Source organism: Streptomyces phyllanthi (assembly GCF_009377205.1).
Taxonomy (GTDB): domain Bacteria; phylum Actinomycetota; class Actinomycetes; order Streptomycetales; family Streptomycetaceae; genus Streptomyces; species Streptomyces phyllanthi.
Map to the genome: position 1 here is coordinate 13,083 of NZ_VJZE01000072.1, position 16,820 is coordinate 29,902.

A 16,820-nucleotide genomic window follows, 5' to 3' on the forward strand; every position below is an offset into this window, starting at 1 on the left:
CCTTTCGGCTGTTTCGGCGGTTGGGAGGGACGGCCCCGGGGCGGCGGGATGCTTGGCGGCGTTGTTGCCGCCCCGGCGGCCGGTCAGCGCCTGTTGGCGCCGTTGACGAGGGAGCGCAGGACGACGGCGGCGATGGCCACGGCGGCGACCGCGCCGACGCCGACCCCTATGTACGGGGTGACCGGGCGGCCGGCGGAAGGTGCCGGGGCGTGATCCTGCGGGATGTGTGTGGTGATGCTCGGGACGTGCGGGGTGTCGGGCAGCTTGGGGCGGAACACGGCGGGACTCCTTGTCGGTCGGGGCTCAGTCGCCGGTGCCGTTGACGACACCGACCCCGGAGCGGGTGCCGGACTCGATGGCCGGGGCGAGGAAGGTGTGCGAGAGCCAGAAGCCGAACAGGGCGATCACGACAGCGACCCAGAGGCGGATGCCAAGGAACTTGATCGCGGCCCAGGCGATGACGCCCAGGACGAAGACGAGCGGCAGAGAGACAGTCACTGGTTCTCCTCAGCGGGCAGGGCAGCGATGGGTACGCGCGGCCAGCTCGGCGGCGGCGCGGCTGTCGTAGTCCGTGGAGAAGCCGCAGCGCGGAGCCGTACAGGCGGCGGTGTGCTTCTCGCGACCCCGGCCGTCGTAGTAGGTGGCGACCTGGACGGGGCCTATGCGGACGACTCGGCGGAAGCGGCGGTTGGCGGCCATCAGGGCGTCTCCTTCGTGGTCTGGCCGGTGAAGTCGGTGACGTGGGCGACGAGCCAGCGGCGGATCTCGTCGCCCTCGTCGAGGTCGGCGGTGAGGATCACCGGTTCGGCGATGAGCACGGCTTCGGTGAAACGGTTCTGTCGGGTCAGCTCGGCGGCGCGGTTGAGCGCGCGGAGCGTGGACGAGCGCACGGGGGAAAGCCCTCCGGGGGTCAAGTGAGTTGAGTGGCGATGGCTTCGGCGAGCGGCATCGGGACGCCGAGCCGGGCGCGAAGCGTCGAGGTGTCGATGTCGGTTCCGGTGCGGGTGCGGTGTTCGTCGGCGACCTTGCGGGCGAGAGTGACGAGCGCGGGTGAAACGGGGGACGGTGAGGGCGAAGCCGAGGCCGGTTCGGCGGCGGGTAGTTCGGCGACTGCCGAGGGCGGCTCGACTTCTTCGGCAGTCGGTTCCGGCTCCGTGGCCGTCGAGGCCGGTTCGGTGGACTCCGCCGGAGTCTCGGTCGGCTCCGGTGCTCCGTGGGCGAGCAGGGTGCCGCCGAGGAAGGCGACCGCGGGCCACCCGGCGACGAGGATGCGCAGCCAGGCCGGTACGTCGTCCAGGTCGAGCAGTCCGGCGGTGCCGACGTTGGCGCCGAGGCTCGCGGCGAGTGCGACCAGGAACCAGCACCAGGCCCCGGCTTTCGGTGTGCCGGAGCGAAGCCGTCGCCAGGCGGCGACCAGCAGCAGGTCAACGCTGATCGGGTAGGCCCACGCCTTCCACCCGTCCTGCCCGGCCGCCGCAGCGAGGTCGTGCAGATGGGCGAAGGAGAGCGCGGCGGCGATGGCTGCCTGGATCAGTACGGGGTCGGCGCGGACCAGGCTCGTACGCATCGCTCATCGCTCCCGAGCCTCATTGGCTACCACGCGAGCGGTATGGGCGACGTCGGCCGCCTCCTGGTCGCCGGGCATGGCGTCCGAGATGCGTTCCAGCAAGTCGGCCTTGCGGTCGGCCAGTTCGGCGGGATTGCCGCCGATGGTGCAGAGGGCCTTGAGGTCTGCGAGGAAGGCCGCGATCTCGTCGATCGTGGGGCGATGGGACATTGGGCTTCACGTCCTTTCGGTCGGTTTCGGGCATGGCGGGGGTAGGGACGTGGCGCTGAGCGGCAGCGCCGACCGTGGAGCGGGTCGGGTTCGGTTACTCGGTGACCGGGTGCGGGGCGGCCAGCGGCTCGGAGGCCTTCACCGGCACGGGCGGGACGTACGGCCGGAAGGGAGTGAGCGCCGGTACGTCCGGGGCCAGGTCTGCCGTCTCGCGGCAGGTGGCCGCAGCGTCGCCGAGGGACAGGTACGGGGTACGGATGCGGGACCAGCCGCCGGACGTGTCGCCGACGACGGCGAGGCCAGGCAGTTCGGGGGCGATGGCGCAGGCCGCGTAGACCGCCTCGGGGGCGATGTCGCCGAGCGCCATCTTGGCGGAGGCTTCGTCGTTGACGCGGTGGCAGACCCGGCCGGTGAGCTGGGCCCGGAGCATGGTCGCGCCCTTGCCCAGCTCGGCGCCGAACCGCTGGCCGCACACTTCCAGGTAGATGCCGGCCGCGCGGCCGAGTTGGGCGAGCCGGATGAGCTGGGTGACCATCTCGTCCCGCCGTTCTTCCTCCTTCCTCGTGGCGACGAGGAACAGTTCGGCCACCTCGTCGACGAACAGCACGACGGGCGCGGGACGTTCGTCCTCCGGCAGGCCCCAGATGTCCGAGGTGATCTCCTCGTCCGGGGTGCCGGGTGCGATGCCCTGCCGGGCCTTGATCAGGTCGTATCGGTCCTCCATTTCCTTCACGAGCACGGGCAGCAGATGGGCCGCCTGCTCGGGGTCGGTCGCCAGCGCCGAGAGCCGGGGCGCGAACGGGGCCAGCTCCACACCGCGCTTGCAGTCGATCCCCACGAGCACCACTGGCTGAGCGGCCAGCCCGGTAAGCAGGTTCCGCAGGTACATGGACTTGCCCGAGAGCGTGGCGCCGAGCACGAGTTCATGGGGAACGGCCTGGTAGTCCCGTACAAAGGCGGTCGCGTCCTCCCGCAGAGCCACCGGCACCCGGAGCGGACCAGCGTCGACCCGGCGCGGCATCCGCACCTTCCGCAGCACGTCGAAGCCGACGAGCCGCAGTTCCACGACGCCGGGCTTGACGTCCCGGACGTACACGGCGTGAACACCCCAGGCGTGCCGCAGCCGTTCGGCCGAGGCCGCCACGTCCGCCGGTTCCTGCCCCGGAGCCAGCCGAAGCCGGAACCGCAGCCCGGTCGTGGTGGGCCGGATCATGCCCCGACGCGGAGGCACCGGCCGAACCTCACGGCGAGTGGTCGCCTTGACGGCCAGTGCCCGCCAGCGGGACGGCTCGACCGTCAGGCCGCAGGCGTCCATGGTCGAGGAGTACGAGGCCAGCAGCCGGGCCATCGAGACCGGCAGCCCGACCGCGGACCAGTACGCCGCCGGGTGGGCGTGCCGGGCGTAGGCCGCGCCGCCTATCGCAGCGAGCGACCCGCCCAGTTCGGCCCACGTCACCAGGTCCGTCACGTCGATCAGCCCGCCTGAGCGACCGGGAAGGCGCCCGGAGCAATGGCGGTGGCTCGGTAGGCGATGCCGTGCCGCTGCTGGCCGTTGAACACGCTCTCCCAGGGCCGGGCGATGAGTCCCGGCAGCGAGACCGGAGCACCGACGGTCAGTCCGTCCGTCACACCGCTCTCGGGAATGGTGACCTGGATCAGGGACGAGTCACCTTCGTCGATGAAGACGACTCCGACCGTCATCAGAGCCTCGCCGCTCACGGCGTCCTTGGCGATCTCACCGGTCTGCCGGTCGCGCACCTTCGGCGACGGCGCTTCGGTGAGCAGGATCGTGGCGGACGAGGCGTCAACGCGTATCACACGCAAGAGATTTCTCCTTCTGAGTCGATCAACCTGCCACCCGACAAGTTGACTTAGCAAGTTCGAACTAGGGATGCCTGGTTGACTTGTCAAGTAGCTTGGCCAGCGAGCGGCCCACCCCCTCAAGCGCACCATGAAGGCAACAGCACGGGGGGAGCGCGACACGGGCAGACAGCACCGCGCTCAGCAACCGAAACTGCAAGTCCGGCCTGCGGGCGCTGGCGCTTCCCGGGATTCTTGGCCGACGAGTGGATGCGCATTCCTGCTCACCGGAGTGCCGAACGTGAGCGCGGCGGGAACAGCGCTGGCGCCAGCTGACCCAACTCTGACACACCACAGTCAAGTTTGGCGCGAACATGACCTATCTATGGCGCGAATTTACCGTATTGATTCGGCCTCAGGACTGTCTAATGGCGCAAAGTGGCTCCAACGGGGGGCCTGAATCCGGGAGTCTTCATGAGTTGGCACAGAAAGCGCATCAAGCTGGGCGCGTGCACGGTGGGGGCGCTGACCGCCGCCCTCTTTGCCGTGAGCACCACCCCGGCCGCGGCGAGCGGAACTTACAGTGGCCTCGCCTACGTGTACGGGACTGGTGCCTACACCAACGACTGGGGCGACGAAGGAATCCTGTCTAGGGGCACGCACGCGTCGTCCAACGCCACGTGCCTGTGGCAGAAAATCCTCTGGGCAGACGGGAACCTCGGCTCTCTTTCGGACGTCGACGGGGTCTTCGGAACCCAGACCTACAACGCGACCAGGGCCTGGCAGCAATTCGAAACCGAACGCCACGGGGCCGGTCTGGCCATCGACGGGTCGGTCGGCAAGGAGACCTTTGCCTGGGCGAACCGTAACTTCTATCAAACGAGTGGTAGTACTGGGCCCGGTCAGACCCTGTGGCTGTGGTACGACGGCTACATCCACGACTTCCAACTGAAGCGCGACCCGGACGGTAACTATCAGTTCGAGGACCGCAACTTCGCTTGGCGGAAGGCCGGTTACAACTACCAGTCCTGCAGCTGACACCTCCTGCCTCAGGCGGAACAAGAGCGCCTTTCCCGGAGGGGAGGCGGGGACCCTCCGCGCGTTGAAGGCCCCCTGTATGGGGGCCTTCGGCATGTCCGGTGAGTGACAGGCGACGGCCACGCCAGCACTGCCTGTGCCCGCATGGTTAACGGAACCACGTACCAAAGGCCATCCGGGACAGAGGGCTCGCTCGCGATAGATGACGGACCACCGGGTCCAATGGGGTGGCGGCTGGGGGTGCTGCCCGTTCTCGTGAACATCAACGCGTTCCTGAAGCAGTCAGCGGTGGCTGCGCAGAAGGCCGCAGCCGGATCACCTGGCGCGTCAGCTGAGCCGGTAGGTGTCTTCGAGTTCCTGCCGATCGGCAGGAAGCAGCACGTCGGAGACTTGCAGCGCCTGCCCGGAGGCATCGCATGCGATGACCAGGACGCTGAGCACGGGCACGCCATCCGGCAAGCCCAGCAGTTCGGCTTCACCACTCCCCGGCAGGCGAGCCGAGACCCGCTCCGTGACATGGTCGAAGCGAACCTTCTTGCGCGCCTCCATGTGCTCACGCACGCTGCCACTCAGAGCCTCGGAGCTCTCCAACTCAGTTCCCTCGACCAGGCCGGCGGGAAAGTACGACGAGACCAGCTCAACCGGTTCGCCGTCAGCCTCGACCAGGAACCGGCGCATCAGGACCTTGGCCCGCTTCGGCAGCCCGAGCGCCGAAGCAACGCGCACCGGAACAGGGACTTCACCGACTTCAACCAAGCGTCCGGAGGCCCGCGACTCGTCGCGCTCCAACGCCTCTCGGCCCCGCCGATCCTTCTGCTCGACGACTTCCGGACGTCCGCGCACGATCGTGCCGTACCCCTGTCGGGACTCCAGCCAGCCATCCCGTTTCAGCAGCTCCAACGCCCGTACGACGGTCGGGCGGGACATCCCGAAGGCTTGCACCAGTTGGTTCTCACTGGGAACCCTGGTGCCCGGCGGATAGGTGCCGTCCTCGATGCGGCCCTGGATCGTCTGCGCGAGGCGCACATACTTCGGTGCCGCCACTTCATACGCCATGGACGCCGCCTGTCGAGATTGGCCAAGTCAACCGGTCAACCAGACTAGCGGCATCCGGACGGTCAGAACAGAATCGGCTCGAAGCTCTCATCCGGCGACCAGGCGTCGGCCACCACAAAGGACACGACCGTCCCACCCAAGCGGCTGGGACCGGAGTGCCACGAGTCGGCGATGGAGTCGACCAGGAGCAGGCCACGTCCGTGCGCGTCGCTGGCGTCCGGTTGCCGCATGTGCACGTTCGCCGGGAAGCCCGGATTGTGCACCTCGATCCGGAGAGACGTCTTCTCGCGATACCACTCAACGCGCACCAACCAGGTCTCGTCCGCCCGCCCGTAGAGGATGGCGTTGGTCACCAGCTCCGAGATCATCAACACGCAGTCGTCGATCGAGCAGGCCGGGTTGTGGTGCGCGATGAACTTGCGGAACCAGCGCCGGGCCCGAGGTACGGACTCCGGCACCGGATGCAAGGTCATCGCTCCGAGCCGTGCGGTCCAGAGGTCTTCCTGGCCATCGATGGAGTCATCCATCCGCGCTCACTCCTTGCCGCTGCCGTCACAGTCGAGGCAGCGCCGTTTCGATGTGGCACGGAGGCGGTCGTTGGCCGTGAAGAGCGCCAGTGCCGTACGAGAGCCGACGCGCTTCCACCCACGTCCCCGGCAACCCCGGCAAGTTGAACGCGCGCCTTGGTCCGGCCGCTGACTCGTCACCCGTGCCCCCTTCCGATCCAAGTGGCCTTAGCCACTTTCTGGATAGTGGCATTAGCCACTTGGTGCAACCCGTTCGGCATAACTGACGGGAGTCACCACACCATCAGGTGAGCGGATAGCCCTGCTCGAAGGCCCAACGGTGCGGGGGATACGTCGCTTCGGCGAACTCCAACGGCCGGTCCTGCAGGTCGAAGACGACGTGGTGAACGATCAGGACGGCCGCCCCAGTACCCAGTTGGAGATCCGCGGCTTCTTCGTCTGTCGCGCTCCGAGCACACATGCGGTCCTCGGCGTAACTGCCTTGACGCCCCGTCATCTTCTCGACGTACATGAGCGTCCCCTCCTGGATCCGCCCCGGCTCCAGGAGCTTCGGCGCACGCTGGCCGACATCCGGAGCGAACCACGAGGTGGACAGCGTGATCGGCCCGTCTTGGTTGTTGGTCACCCTGCGCCGATGCACGGCCCGGCGGTCCTTGACCAGGCCCAAACCCTCAGCGACATGGTCCGGTGCCTCAAGCCAACCGGTCGAAGTGATCACCGCGTACTCACCGGGCGTGTAGATCTTCCCGGTCTGCCGGGTCCGCCCGTACAACTCACGCGCCCGCCGGTTGACCTCCAGGCTCCGCACGTACGTGCCCGATCCCTGGCGCTTCTCGACGAGCCCCTGATGGCTCAACGCCTCCAACGATCGCGCAGCAGTAGGCCGGGACACCTTCCAGTCCGCCGCCAGCTGCCGCTCAGAGGGAACCTCGTCCCCCGGCCGCAGGTCACCCCGAAGGATCTGATCACGGATGTAGTGCGCGATCTGGAGATACTTCGGCTGAGCCTCTTCGATCTGAGGCATCTCTCCTCCTCGCCATGCTCGCAAAGTGGCTATGGCCTCTAGCCACTATAGGGTGAATGGTCAACCCTCGACCCCGTAGGCTGACCCGCATGACGCGGTTGATCGTCGCAGCAGGAGGAGGGGGCGACGCAGTCGCCGCCGCAATGCTTCACGCCGCCCTCTACGGCGACGAGGACCAGGCGGTGATCCTCACCTACGCGTGGGACCGCCTCCTGATCGACCCGGTACCAGGCCCACGAGGACCGAACAACTTCACCGGCCTCGAACAGCTCACACCAGCGGTATGGACAGTGCCGGCCGAAGCCCGCCCAATCGCTCCAGCAGGCTCCACACTCCCCCGCCTCGCGGCAGAGCTCCCGCACACGTTCGCGCTCATCGACCCCCACCACGGAGCCGAGGGCATCACCCGCCAACTCGAAGAGCTGGTGAGCCACTTGTCCCCAAAGTCGATCGACCTCCTGGACGTGGGCGGCGACATCCTCGCCCGAGGCGACGAGCCCACGCTCAAAAGCCCCCTCGCCGATGCCGTCACTCTCGCCGCCTGCTGCCAGGTGAACGCACCCATCCGACTCCTGGTAGCGGGCCCAGGCCTGGACGGCGAACTGCCACTCGACGACCTACGCGGCACCCTCGGCCCCCTCATCCACACCTTCACTGCGAAGGACGTGGAGCAGATCAACTCGGTCCTGGAGTGGCACCCATCCGAGGCGACCGGGATGCTCGCGGCAACGGCCCGAGGCGTACGCGGCACCTGCGAGATGCGAGACGCAGGCCTGCCCGTACCGCTCATGGACGAAGGCCCGACGGTCCACGAGGTCGACCTGGACGAAGCACTGAGCCGCAACCAGTTGGCCCGCGCGGTCCTGGCAACCGAGAGCCTGGACGAGGTCGAGGCGCACAGCCGCGAAGTCTGCGGTTACTCAGAGATCGACTACGAGCGCAACAAGGCCTCATGGCTCAAGGACCAGCCACCGGTGAAGCTCGACCCCGAAGCCGTGCTGTCGCAGCTCGACCAGTTCGAGGCCGAGGCCCGGAACCGCGGAGTCACGCACACCACGTTCCGCCGTATCACCGAGGCGCTGAACCTCAACGGCTCCCTCCGCGAGGACCTGCGCCAACTGCTGATCAACAGCCGCCCGGAGCAGTACGACGCACCCCTGTGGCGCATCACATCAAGTTGTCCTGTCCCAGGAGATGCTTGACGGTAGACCTAGCCAACATCGGGAATCTCCGCGTGCTCAGCTGCCGCTCTCCTCGGTGGCGAGGGCGTCTCGGTTGACGACGGCGGGACCACAGCCCGGCGGCAAGCGGTCAACGACCATCGCCACGGCTGCCTCGACGCTGTCAGCCTCTCCCACAAACTCGGTCCTGGATGGCCCCTCAACACGGAACCGACCGCCGGGCTGTGGGCGTATATACGGAACGTCCCACGTCCAGGGGCTCTCGATGCAACGGCTGAAGTGCAGTTCCCACATGCCAGTCCAGGGGAAGAGCTGCCGAAGCCGAGGCTCGGCGTAGGCAGCTCGCACCAACTCGCTCTCCACGTAGCGCGAGCCGAGCAACCTCTTCCACTCAGTCTCTGTTCTGGCTGCGGCGTCCTGATCTGCCATGATCAGCATCTTTCCACACAGAGAAACCACCGGGCAGAGTGAGCATGGCCCCGACTCGCTTGGGGATCTGCCGCCATTGCGTCGCTGCAAGCTGTCAACCATCAGCTGGGACCGAAGTGTCAAGCATCACCCGGGACCGGACAAAACCACACGCCACCCCTGAGTAACAACTCTCTTTACGGGTTCAAGTCGGCTCGCTCCGCTCGCCGCGCGCGGCCCGGCCCCCGGCCGGGCCTGCGCTCATGTCTCCGCCCCGCTCCAGCCCGGCCGCCGTCCGTGCCGCGCGCACAGCGATCAGCCGCCTGACGTCAGAAAATGGGTACGCCGTGGCTGGGGCGGTCGGCTCCGCGATTTTAGGCAGCCACTTTGGCGCGAGCCTCGAAGATCATGGCCCCAACGTCGTGCTTTACCGGGCAGGTCCACAGACTGCCCGACGCGCCGCAAGCTTACGGGGCCATGATCACTCGCGCCAAAGCAGCTCCAGCCCAAAATCGCTCCACCGCCCTGTGCGTCCGGTTCACCTCTCAAACGTTCACCGGTCAAAGGACATGAGATACCCATTCCATGATGACACCCCCCGCCGAGCGAGCTACCCCACTAATAAATCCAGAGATCAGAAGCCACCAGAGCCCGTTACCCTTGTTCAGCCTACATGGTTTCAACTCTTGCTCCCTATCGTGCTTCATGGCGCCCTTCATAGAGCCATTCGTGCGCCGTACCGACTGACGATTCGCCGAGCCAAACTTCTTGTGCATGAAACGAACATCCCACAGGAATTTGGAAAGCAGCGTAAACCGTCCAGTCTCGAACATTTGAATACGGATCTTTACGGCATCTTGCGCTCCCACGTGAGTGTCCTTACACTGCCTGACGACTTCTTACATCAGGGGGGATCCGTGAATAACGCCTTGGCAGTGCTGAAAGAGCGACTCTCAGCACTACATCTGGCCTCTGGCGAGCTGAGCACGCGGGAGATCTCGAAGCGATCACACGGGACTGTTAGCCATACGACGGCTCATCAGGTATTGCGGGGGAGCACGCTTCCATCCTGGAGATCGCTTGAACCCGTCGTGCTGGCCCTCGGAGGGAGTGCGAACGACTTTAAACCGCTCTGGATCAAGGCGCGCAGCGACGAAGAGGCAAGCGACAACGGGGGCACTGTTGGGGGCGGAGTCTATCGAGGGTCGGTAGACCCAAAGATCGCCGCCACAGTTAACCTCTTTAATCTATACATAAAGAAGAAGGAGCTACAGAAGGCCAAGAATCTGCTGATCTCAGAGATGGAGGGTGAAAAACATGCTGACATTAACCTCGTCGCCGAGCTGTACAGTCGCCTCTATTATCGAGATGCCAAGATTAAGCAGCGCTACGGGAAGGTGATTCAGTCATTTATTGAACATGGGGATATTGTTGAGGTGAATAGCGCTTCAGCGGCTCATTATTTGGCAAGAGAGTGCCTTGAGCAGAGCAATCTGCTTAGGGCTCTTACTTTCGCTCAGCGTGCACACTCACTAAATCCGCACTCCGCCGGATATGCGTCTGTTCACGGAGAGGCCCTTTATGCGCTAGGACAATATGCGGAAGCAGAGCAAATTCTTATCGCGGCACACCAAATGGACCCGAAGCCCACGCTTTTTCGGTTTTCTCAGCTCGCAGAGCTCTTGATCTTTAGGCAGAACTACAGAAAGCTTGAAGAGTTGATGCGAGAGTCCTACGAGAACGCCGGTGGAAGTGCGGGGAGTGAGGCGGATGACCTGGCTGAAATCTTGAGGATGTGCGGAAAGCCTGCGGAGGCCGTAAGCGTGGCGAAAGAAGCGCTAAAAAAAGAGATTAAATATGTGGTAACGAAAGTGAGTTTGCGTGTTGCGGCATCAAGGGCACTATGCCAGCAGAAGCTCTACGAAGAGGCGCGGTTAATGCTGCGCGAAGATGCTGATCTGTATGAGGATGAGCGAGATCTGAAACTGGAATATGCCAACGCATATGCTCAGCAGGGGCTACATGGCGAATCTGCAAAGATTCTAGAAGAGCTGATTCCGGACACATGATGCCGACGACGGACCTTCTTGGGACGTGTGCGGGATTGGGACACAAGCGGCTTCACGTGCTGGATTGCCGTGTGGTCACCCGGCTCCCGTGTTCTTCAGCGAGAACATCGAACCGGCTCATCTCTGCCACGGAAGCGAACTGCCCCCACTGACAAAGCCCTTGTCCCTGCGGCACTCCGGCAGACGTGCCAGAACCGTGCCAGGTCGTGCGGGAAGCCACGGGGAACACTGGGGAACTCAAGCGGCGGACGGCAGGCGTCGGCGCTGCTGCGCCGCAGGTCAGCAAGCTTCCCGCCCCTGAAGCACCCTAGCTTCCCAAGCTGAGAGCGCGAGTTCGATTCTCGTCACCCGCTCTTCTTGAAGCCCCAGGTCAGCGGCCTGGGGCTTACTTGTTGTCCAGACATTTGTCGCCCCTCGCGCCCCCGACACGGCTCGAGACAGGGCACACAGAGGGCACGGGGTCTCCCTTGGCGATTGAGACCGAACCTATCGACGGCGGCGGGCGCTTTCCTGCGGCCCGCCGCCGCCATTGCGATCAGCTCATCGGCATGACACGGGCGATGGCGATCGAGGTACTGGTGCTGCCGGCGGCCGCATAGGCGGCGCTGCCGTCCGAGTACGCCTTGAAGGACATGTAGGCGTGGTCGGGCACGTCGATCGTGAACTGGCTGCCCACGGTGGAACCCGTACCGGAGTGGTACACCTGCGCGGCCATCTTCGAGCCCGACGCCCAGGCCATCAGCATCCGGCCACCGTAACTGACCAGGTGCGGATGACTGGTGGCGACCGAGGTGTTGACGGTCTTGTCGGAGGCACCGGTGCTGAAGTGGTCCAGACGCGCGTGGCCGCCCTGGCTCCACCCGACCCAGTACCCGGCGTTACTCGACAAGACAATGTCGCCGCCGAACAGGGTGCCGTCACAGGTACCCGAAGCCACCGTCCGGTAGTTGGGCGGCTGCGCTATCCGACAGTTGTTGTCGGTGGCGCAGACCATCTTGAAATGGCCCACCCTTGGATCCCAGACGATGTGGTTGTCCCAGCTATGGCTGCAGCCGACTTCGAAACTGTCGTGCCCGGACAGCAGGGCACCGGTCGGGCCGACCACCTGCATCCGGTCGCCCTGGTGGATGTCGACGCAGCGGCCGTTCTGCACGGTGATGGCGTCGGAGAAGTATGCCGCGTAGTTGGTGCCGTCATAGGCGAGCCGGCCGTGGTGCTGGTACCACCAGACGAAGCGGGCACCGTCGTCGTAGCCGCCCCTGCTGCTGCTCAGGTTCGTGACCTGCTGCTCCCAGACCTGGTGCCCGGAGTTGTCGAAGCGGATCATCCACATGGTGTTGCACGGGCTGGAGCTGCCGCCGCACAGCGGGCCTGTGTGGCAGTCGCCCTTGCGCGTCAGCAGCAGCACGCCGCCGTTGGCGTCGGCCGCGACATCCTGCAGGTCGATGCCGGCGAAGCTGCTGGGCGTGCCGACCAGGTGGTCGCTGCAGTCGAGGTTGCCCAGGTACACCTTGCCGTCCGTGCCGAGCCAGGCCAGCCACGAACGGCCGGACGGGGTGGCGGCGATCGCCATGGGCAGCGGCTCGGTGTCGGACTGACGTCCGTAGCCGGTCACGGATACCCCGAGGTTGACCTGGGTCTTCTTCACCACCGGCGATGAGCCGACGGACCGTGAGCAACCGCCCGGGGCAGTCGGCGACGTCGTCGGTGAGGCGGAGGTCTTGGTCGGGCTGGGTGCAGCGCTGGTCCCGGAGGCGGTCGGGCTGGCTGAGGCGCGGCTGGTCGGGCTGGGGGTCGTACCGCCGGTGGACTTGGGCACCAGCCACGTACGCTTCGCGGTGCAGGGCGACTGCACCAGCGTCCTACCCGGTGCGGCAGCGTCGCCACGGACCGCAACACACTTACGCGAGTGCACTGCCACCAGGTTGTATCCCGAGCCCGAGACCGCGCGCATGCGGAACTGCTGGTTGGTCTTACCGTTGCAGGTGTACTGGGTGATCGGGGTGTTGTCGGACTTCGACCGGCCCTTCACGTCAACGCACTTCTTCGAATTCCGGGTGCCGATCGTGAAGGTGTTGGCCTTGCCGGAGACCGGCGTGAACCTGAAGGCCTGCTCGGCACCGCCGGTACACACGGAGGTGACCAGCTTGAGCCGGGTTGTCGCACCGCCCAGCGCGTCGGCGCACAAAGCGCTCGACTTGCTGACCAGCGTCGTGGAGAACGGCGCCGCCGTCGCGGTTGCGGTCTGAGTGAGCAGCGGTACCGAGACCGCCGCCGCCGAGATCAGCGCCAACACCCCGGCCACAAGAGCCCATTTTCGTTTCAACAGTTTCAACGTCTGTCTTCCCTCTCGCCACGCGCCTGCCGCAGAACCGGCGCGAGGCGCGGTCGTTCCGCAGGCGGCCCGCGGGTGCTCATATGCGGATCGCTGTCAGGACCAGCCTTTGGGGTGGCTCGGCCGTAGCAGGAGCACAGGACCACCGCAATGTCCGTCGACGGCCTGGCCGTTGTGGATGTTCGTGCACCAGTCGTCACAGAGGACGAATAGGTTGCCGGTGGAACTGGCTCGGATCTGCCCGACACTGCCGTCGCCGGTCGAGGGAGTCCGTCGCTGCGCCATCCGCAGATGTGTTGGTTCACCCTCCCCTGCAAAGAGCACCTGTACCGCATCGGAGGGCACTGGGAAGGCGTCGCCCGATTGGGGGTCCACAGTGTCACCTCACCGCTGACCACACCGAACGTGCCGTACACCTGCTTGGGGACCAGTCGGTGTCCGTACAGGGGCAGTTCGGTCAGGGAGCCGATCGGAGTGGCACAGACTGGTTGGGGATTCCACCGGGAGGAACAGGCGCAGCCTACGGTGGCGGAACAGGGGCAGCCGCAAGTAGCCCCAGCGGGCCAGGAAGAAGAACGTCAGCGCTACCGAGATCCCCAACACGTACGCCGAGGCCAGGGACTGCCACACCTCCGCAACGTCCATCTCCTCCGCGCGGACGTGGAACGCGGCAGGTCAGAGACCCGGGGGTTCTTTGTTGTCTAGACCAATTTGGGGGTGTCCCGGCTATGTCGCGGACTGGCGACCTGCCCGACTCAGCCATGCCCTCTCCCACAGCCCCGTCGGCCGGATGGGCCCTCGCGCGCGCGACAAGGTCAAGGGTCAGGGCGACGGGCTGTCCATTTGCGCAAGGATGACGTTGGAGATGCGGGCGTAGGTGGCGAGATCGTCCGGGCTCAAGACATCGACGATCAGGCGCCGGACCACGGCGGCGTGGTGGGGTGCGGCGGCTTCGAGCGCTTCGCGGCCGGCCGGGGTGAGCACGACGTGGGCACCGCGTGCGTCGTCGGCACATTGCTCCCGTCCCACCAGGCCGCGTTTGACCATTCTCGCGACCTGGTAGGACAAGCGCGTTCGTTCCCACTCGATCGCCTTGGTCAGGTCCTGGAACCGCTGCCGCCCATCCCGGGTGTCGGCGAGCGCGACGAGGATCTCGTAGTGCGGCCTGGCACTGCGGGTGGCGGTCGGCTTGCTTGGTGATCAGTGTCCGTCGATGGTCGAGAGCTACTGCGGCCGCCTCGTCGAAGGCGCTGCCGGTCCCCTTGTCGGCCACTGCCACGGATAGCCGGTGCGACTTCTCAACAGCCCGCTCCGGCGACATAACCTCCGCTGAGACCGCATCGGGTACGACTGGCAGCAAGCCTCGGTCACAGGCCCGGCCCAGGTAGAACGGCCGCCTCGTACCCGGGCTCACACGGCAGGATGCTGTCGACCTCGCGATCTTCCTGAGCAGCGTCGAGCTCTCCTTCCGCGCCACGGCCGGACGCGGCTGGACCGACGACCAACACCAGCAGGAACTGACCAAATCACCGCGTCAACAGTTGCCGGCCCAGCCACGGGCGACGACACCAGATCGGCGGTGACGGCAGGTCGTGCTCGTCCGGATGCCGCCGGACCCGCGTCGGCTGTCGGTCCGTGTCAGTTCGTTTCGGTCGGGATGCGGAGGCTCAGCTCGTAGCCGCCGTCGGCGGTGGTGCCGGACTCGAAGGAACCTCCGAGGAGTTCGGCGCGTTCCCTGAGCCCGATCAGGCCCTGCCGGGAGCTGGGAAGAGGCAGCGAGGGGCGAGTGGAGGGCGTGTTGGTGACGGTCACGCCGAAGGCCGTGCCGTTGTCGGCCTGCCACAGTCGTACGCTCGCGGAAGCGCCGGGCGCGTGTTTGCGGACGTTGGTGAGGGCTTCCTGGACCGTGCGGTAGACAGCGCGCTGCGCCGGGGTGTTGATGTTCGGCGGGAGTTCGCCGATCAGTTCGGCGTCGATGCCGCTGGTCGTGATGAGCCGATGCAGGTCGGCGAGGGTGGGCTGTGGGGTCAGTTCGGTGGCCCGGCCGCCGGAGGCCCGCAGCAGGGTGACCATGTGGCGCAGTTCGTCGAGGGTGTCGACGCTCAGCGCACGGATGGTGCGGGCGCCTTCACTGAAGTCCGGGTCGGTGGCGGCGACTTGGAGCGCGCCGGCCTGTACGGCGATCAGGCTGACCTGGTGGGAGACCACGTCGTGCATCTCTCGGGCGAGTTGGGCGCGTTCGCGGGCGAGGACGGCCTGGGAGTGCAGGAGGCGTTCGTGCTCGCGGGCCTCCTCGATCTCGACGAGGCGGCGGGCCAGGTCCCGGCGGGCCTGGACGAGCTGGCCCAGCAGGACGGGGGCCGCGGCGGTGGCCAGCGTGTAGAAGAAGTAGACCAGGGTCCAGGTGCGTTCGTGGGAGGAGAGGTCGTCCAGCGGCCAGGGCGCGGCGGAGGCGACGGCGAACAGCACCGCGCACCCACCGAGCAGACGCCGGTCACGGGAGCGCTCGGCCAGCGTGAACAGCGCGGCGAACGGGGCGAACACAATGTCCAGCATCAGACTCGCCGGGAGGGTGAGCAGGAACACCGGGAGCGGGAAGCGCCGTCGTACGGCGAGTGCGGCGCAGGCGAGCGCGGCCGTGGCCTGCTCCAGCCGGCCTGTGTACTCCAGGTTGAACAGGACGTCCAGGACGGCGACCACGGCGACCACGCCGTCGACGACCGGAGCGGGAATCCGCGTCCACCACGTCCGGGCCGCGGTCATCGCCCGGACTCCGGGCACCGCTGTCCTTCGTCGAGGAGTCCGGCCCGCTGCGCGAGCAGCGCCGCCTGCACTCTGCTGCCGACCCGCAGCTTGGTCAGGATCGCGCTGACATGGTCCTTGACGGTGCCCGCGCTGAGGTGGATGCGGGTACCGATCTCGGCGTTGGAGAGCCCCTCCGCGATCAGCACAAGGACCTCGCGCTCGCGTCCGGTGAGCCGACCGACGCGGGCCGCCTCCTCGTCGTCGACGGTCGCGGCGCCGGGGTGACTCTGCCAGACGGCACGTGACGCCTTCGGTGACATCACCACCCCGCCCGCGGCCAACGTGCGGACCAGCTGGGCGAGTTGCTCGGGCTCGGTGTCCTTGAGCAGGAAGCCGGCGGCGCCCGAGCGCAGCGCGGTGAGGATGTACTCGTCGGCGTCGAACGTCGTCAGCATCGCCACCACCGGCGGTCCGGCAGCGCCCGTACCTCCCGCAGCACCGTCAGACCGTCGACGTCCGGCATCCGGATGTCCAGCAGCACGACATCGGGAGCTTCCCGCCGTACGGTGTCGACCGCCTCGGCGCCGACCGCGGTCGCGACGACCTCGATGTCGTCGGCCGCACTCAGGATGAGCTTGAAGCCGGAGCGCACCAGCGCCTCGTCGTCCACCACCATGACCCGGATCACGCGCACCCTGCCTCGTTGCCTCGTTGTCGCGTTGTCGCGTTGTCGCGTTGTCGTCGTGCGTAGGTCTCCGGCCGCACGCCGATGTCGATTGTCTCCGCTGTCTCCACCTCGACGGTAGAGCGAGAACTGCCTGGTGGGGCGGGTCGGCGCGGCGTTCCCGCCACTCGGGGGG

17 protein-coding genes and 3 pseudogenes are annotated in these 16,820 nt (G+C 66.5%); 3 read left to right on the forward strand and 17 right to left on the reverse strand.

The features are described from left to right. Positions 1-83 precede the first annotated feature (83 nt). From FNH04_RS13475 to FNH04_RS13510, 8 genes are all read right to left on the reverse strand, one after another. Positions 84-278, reverse strand: a complete 195-nt coding sequence (locus FNH04_RS13475; RefSeq protein ID WP_322723007.1) for a SpdD protein — start codon at positions 276-278, stop codon at positions 84-86. 25 nt (positions 279-303) lie between these two features. Beyond that, positions 304-498 (reverse strand): hypothetical protein, encoded by a 195-nt coding sequence (locus tag FNH04_RS13480; protein WP_322723008.1) that lies wholly within the window; start codon positions 496-498, stop codon positions 304-306. A 9-nt stretch (positions 499-507) separates the two neighbouring features. Further along, positions 508-699: a mobile element transfer protein gene (locus FNH04_RS13485; RefSeq protein ID WP_152783800.1), complete on the reverse strand. Its 192-nt coding sequence runs from the start codon at positions 697-699 to the stop codon at positions 508-510. Then, entirely contained in the window at positions 699-890 is a 192-nt protein-coding gene (locus FNH04_RS13490; protein WP_228031345.1) for a hypothetical protein, read from the reverse strand. The genes FNH04_RS13485 and FNH04_RS13490 overlap by 1 nt, the downstream gene beginning before the upstream one ends. Before the next feature lie 20 nt (positions 891-910). Then, positions 911-1,567, reverse strand: coding sequence for a DUF2637 domain-containing protein (locus FNH04_RS13495; RefSeq protein WP_152783804.1), 657 nt, complete (start codon positions 1,565-1,567; stop codon positions 911-913). A gap of 3 nt (positions 1,568-1,570) precedes the next feature. Next, complete coding sequence (locus FNH04_RS13500) at positions 1,571-1,777, reverse strand: hypothetical protein (RefSeq protein WP_152783806.1); 207 nt, start codon at positions 1,775-1,777, stop codon at positions 1,571-1,573. A gap of 94 nt (positions 1,778-1,871) precedes the next feature. Next, a complete protein-coding gene (locus tag FNH04_RS13505; protein WP_322723009.1) occupies positions 1,872-3,245 on the reverse strand; it encodes an FtsK/SpoIIIE domain-containing protein in 1,374 nt (457 codons plus the stop codon). Positions 3,246-3,250: 5 nt separating this feature from the next. Further along, positions 3,251-3,601: an SCO3933 family regulatory protein gene (locus FNH04_RS13510; RefSeq protein ID WP_152783810.1), complete on the reverse strand. Its 351-nt coding sequence runs from the start codon at positions 3,599-3,601 to the stop codon at positions 3,251-3,253. Between the two features lie 450 nt (positions 3,602-4,051). Here FNH04_RS13510 and FNH04_RS13515 point away from each other — a divergent pair, with 450 nt between their 5' ends. After that, the gene (locus FNH04_RS13515; RefSeq protein ID WP_152783812.1) at positions 4,052-4,615 is read left to right on the forward strand and encodes a peptidoglycan-binding domain-containing protein; all 564 of its coding nucleotides are present in this window, start codon (positions 4,052-4,054) and stop codon (positions 4,613-4,615) included. 327 nt (positions 4,616-4,942) lie between these two features. On the opposite strand, the gene FNH04_RS13520 is transcribed toward FNH04_RS13515, so the two are convergent. The 3 genes from FNH04_RS13520 to FNH04_RS13530 form a co-directional block, all read right to left on the reverse strand. Continuing rightward, positions 4,943-5,671, reverse strand: a complete 729-nt coding sequence (locus FNH04_RS13520; RefSeq protein WP_152783814.1) for a GntR family transcriptional regulator — start codon at positions 5,669-5,671, stop codon at positions 4,943-4,945. 62 nt (positions 5,672-5,733) lie between these two features. After that, positions 5,734-6,198, reverse strand: a complete 465-nt coding sequence (locus FNH04_RS13525; protein ID WP_152783816.1) for an ATP-binding protein — start codon at positions 6,196-6,198, stop codon at positions 5,734-5,736. Between the two features lie 283 nt (positions 6,199-6,481). Next, complete coding sequence (locus FNH04_RS13530; protein ID WP_152783818.1) at positions 6,482-7,222, reverse strand: GntR family transcriptional regulator; 741 nt, start codon at positions 7,220-7,222, stop codon at positions 6,482-6,484. 89 nt (positions 7,223-7,311) lie between these two features. On the opposite strand from FNH04_RS13530, the gene FNH04_RS13535 reads away from it, so the two are divergent. Next, a complete protein-coding gene (locus FNH04_RS13535) occupies positions 7,312-8,424 on the forward strand; it encodes a DUF1152 domain-containing protein (protein ID WP_152783820.1) in 1,113 nt (370 codons plus the stop codon). 36 nt (positions 8,425-8,460) lie between these two features. Here the strand turns inward: FNH04_RS13535 and FNH04_RS13540 are convergent, their stop codons facing one another. Further along, the gene (locus tag FNH04_RS13540; RefSeq protein WP_228031342.1) at positions 8,461-8,832 is read right to left on the reverse strand and encodes a DUF6193 family natural product biosynthesis protein; all 372 of its coding nucleotides are present in this window, start codon (positions 8,830-8,832) and stop codon (positions 8,461-8,463) included. 677 nt (positions 8,833-9,509) lie between these two features. Here FNH04_RS13540 and FNH04_RS13545 point away from each other — a divergent pair. Next, a complete protein-coding gene (locus FNH04_RS13545) occupies positions 9,510-10,880 on the forward strand; it encodes a tetratricopeptide repeat protein (protein ID WP_228031343.1) in 1,371 nt (456 codons plus the stop codon). Positions 10,881-11,415: 535 nt separating this feature from the next. Here the strand turns inward: FNH04_RS13545 and FNH04_RS48595 are convergent. From FNH04_RS48595 to FNH04_RS13565, 5 genes and pseudogenes are all read right to left on the reverse strand, one after another. Beyond that, complete coding sequence (locus FNH04_RS48595; RefSeq protein ID WP_265580026.1) at positions 11,416-12,528, reverse strand: hypothetical protein; 1,113 nt, start codon at positions 12,526-12,528, stop codon at positions 11,416-11,418. A gap of 216 nt (positions 12,529-12,744) precedes the next feature. After that, a pseudogene (locus tag FNH04_RS49390) lies at positions 12,745-13,185 on the reverse strand (RICIN domain-containing protein); the annotation flags it as partial. Positions 13,186-14,037: 852 nt separating this feature from the next. After that, a pseudogene (locus tag FNH04_RS13555) lies at positions 14,038-14,370 on the reverse strand (MarR family winged helix-turn-helix transcriptional regulator); the annotation flags it as partial. A 483-nt stretch (positions 14,371-14,853) separates the two neighbouring features. Next, positions 14,854-15,978, reverse strand: a complete 1,125-nt coding sequence (locus tag FNH04_RS13560; RefSeq protein ID WP_152783826.1) for a sensor histidine kinase — start codon at positions 15,976-15,978, stop codon at positions 14,854-14,856. Then, positions 15,975-16,636, reverse strand: a pseudogene (locus FNH04_RS13565) (response regulator). The gene FNH04_RS13560 and the pseudogene FNH04_RS13565 overlap by 4 nt, the downstream one beginning before the upstream one ends. Positions 16,637-16,820: the final 184 nt, after the last annotated feature.

What these genes read in the sequence shown, in the direction of transcription:
- FNH04_RS13485 (WP_152783800.1), bottom strand. Translation starts at nt 699, where the DNA reads ATGGCCGCCAACCGCCGCTTCCGCCGAGTCGTCCGCATAGGCCCCGTC.
- FNH04_RS13495 (WP_152783804.1), bottom strand. Translation starts at nt 1,567, where the DNA reads ATGCGTACGAGCCTGGTCCGCGCCGACCCCGTACTGATCCAGGCAGCC.
- FNH04_RS13500 (WP_152783806.1), bottom strand. Translation starts at nt 1,777, where the DNA reads ATGTCCCATCGCCCCACGATCGACGAGATCGCGGCCTTCCTCGCAGAC.
- FNH04_RS13515 (WP_152783812.1), top strand. Translation starts at nt 4,052, where the DNA reads ATGAGTTGGCACAGAAAGCGCATCAAGCTGGGCGCGTGCACGGTGGGG.
- FNH04_RS13520 (WP_152783814.1), bottom strand. Translation starts at nt 5,671, where the DNA reads ATGGCGTATGAAGTGGCGGCACCGAAGTATGTGCGCCTCGCGCAGACG.
- FNH04_RS13525 (WP_152783816.1), bottom strand. Translation starts at nt 6,198, where the DNA reads ATGGATGACTCCATCGATGGCCAGGAAGACCTCTGGACCGCACGGCTC.
- FNH04_RS13530 (WP_152783818.1), bottom strand. Translation starts at nt 7,222, where the DNA reads ATGCCTCAGATCGAAGAGGCTCAGCCGAAGTATCTCCAGATCGCGCAC.
- FNH04_RS13535 (WP_152783820.1), top strand. Translation starts at nt 7,312, where the DNA reads ATGACGCGGTTGATCGTCGCAGCAGGAGGAGGGGGCGACGCAGTCGCC.
- FNH04_RS13540 (WP_228031342.1), bottom strand. Translation starts at nt 8,832, where the DNA reads ATGGCAGATCAGGACGCCGCAGCCAGAACAGAGACTGAGTGGAAGAGG.
- FNH04_RS13560 (WP_152783826.1), bottom strand. Translation starts at nt 15,978, where the DNA reads ATGACCGCGGCCCGGACGTGGTGGACGCGGATTCCCGCTCCGGTCGTC.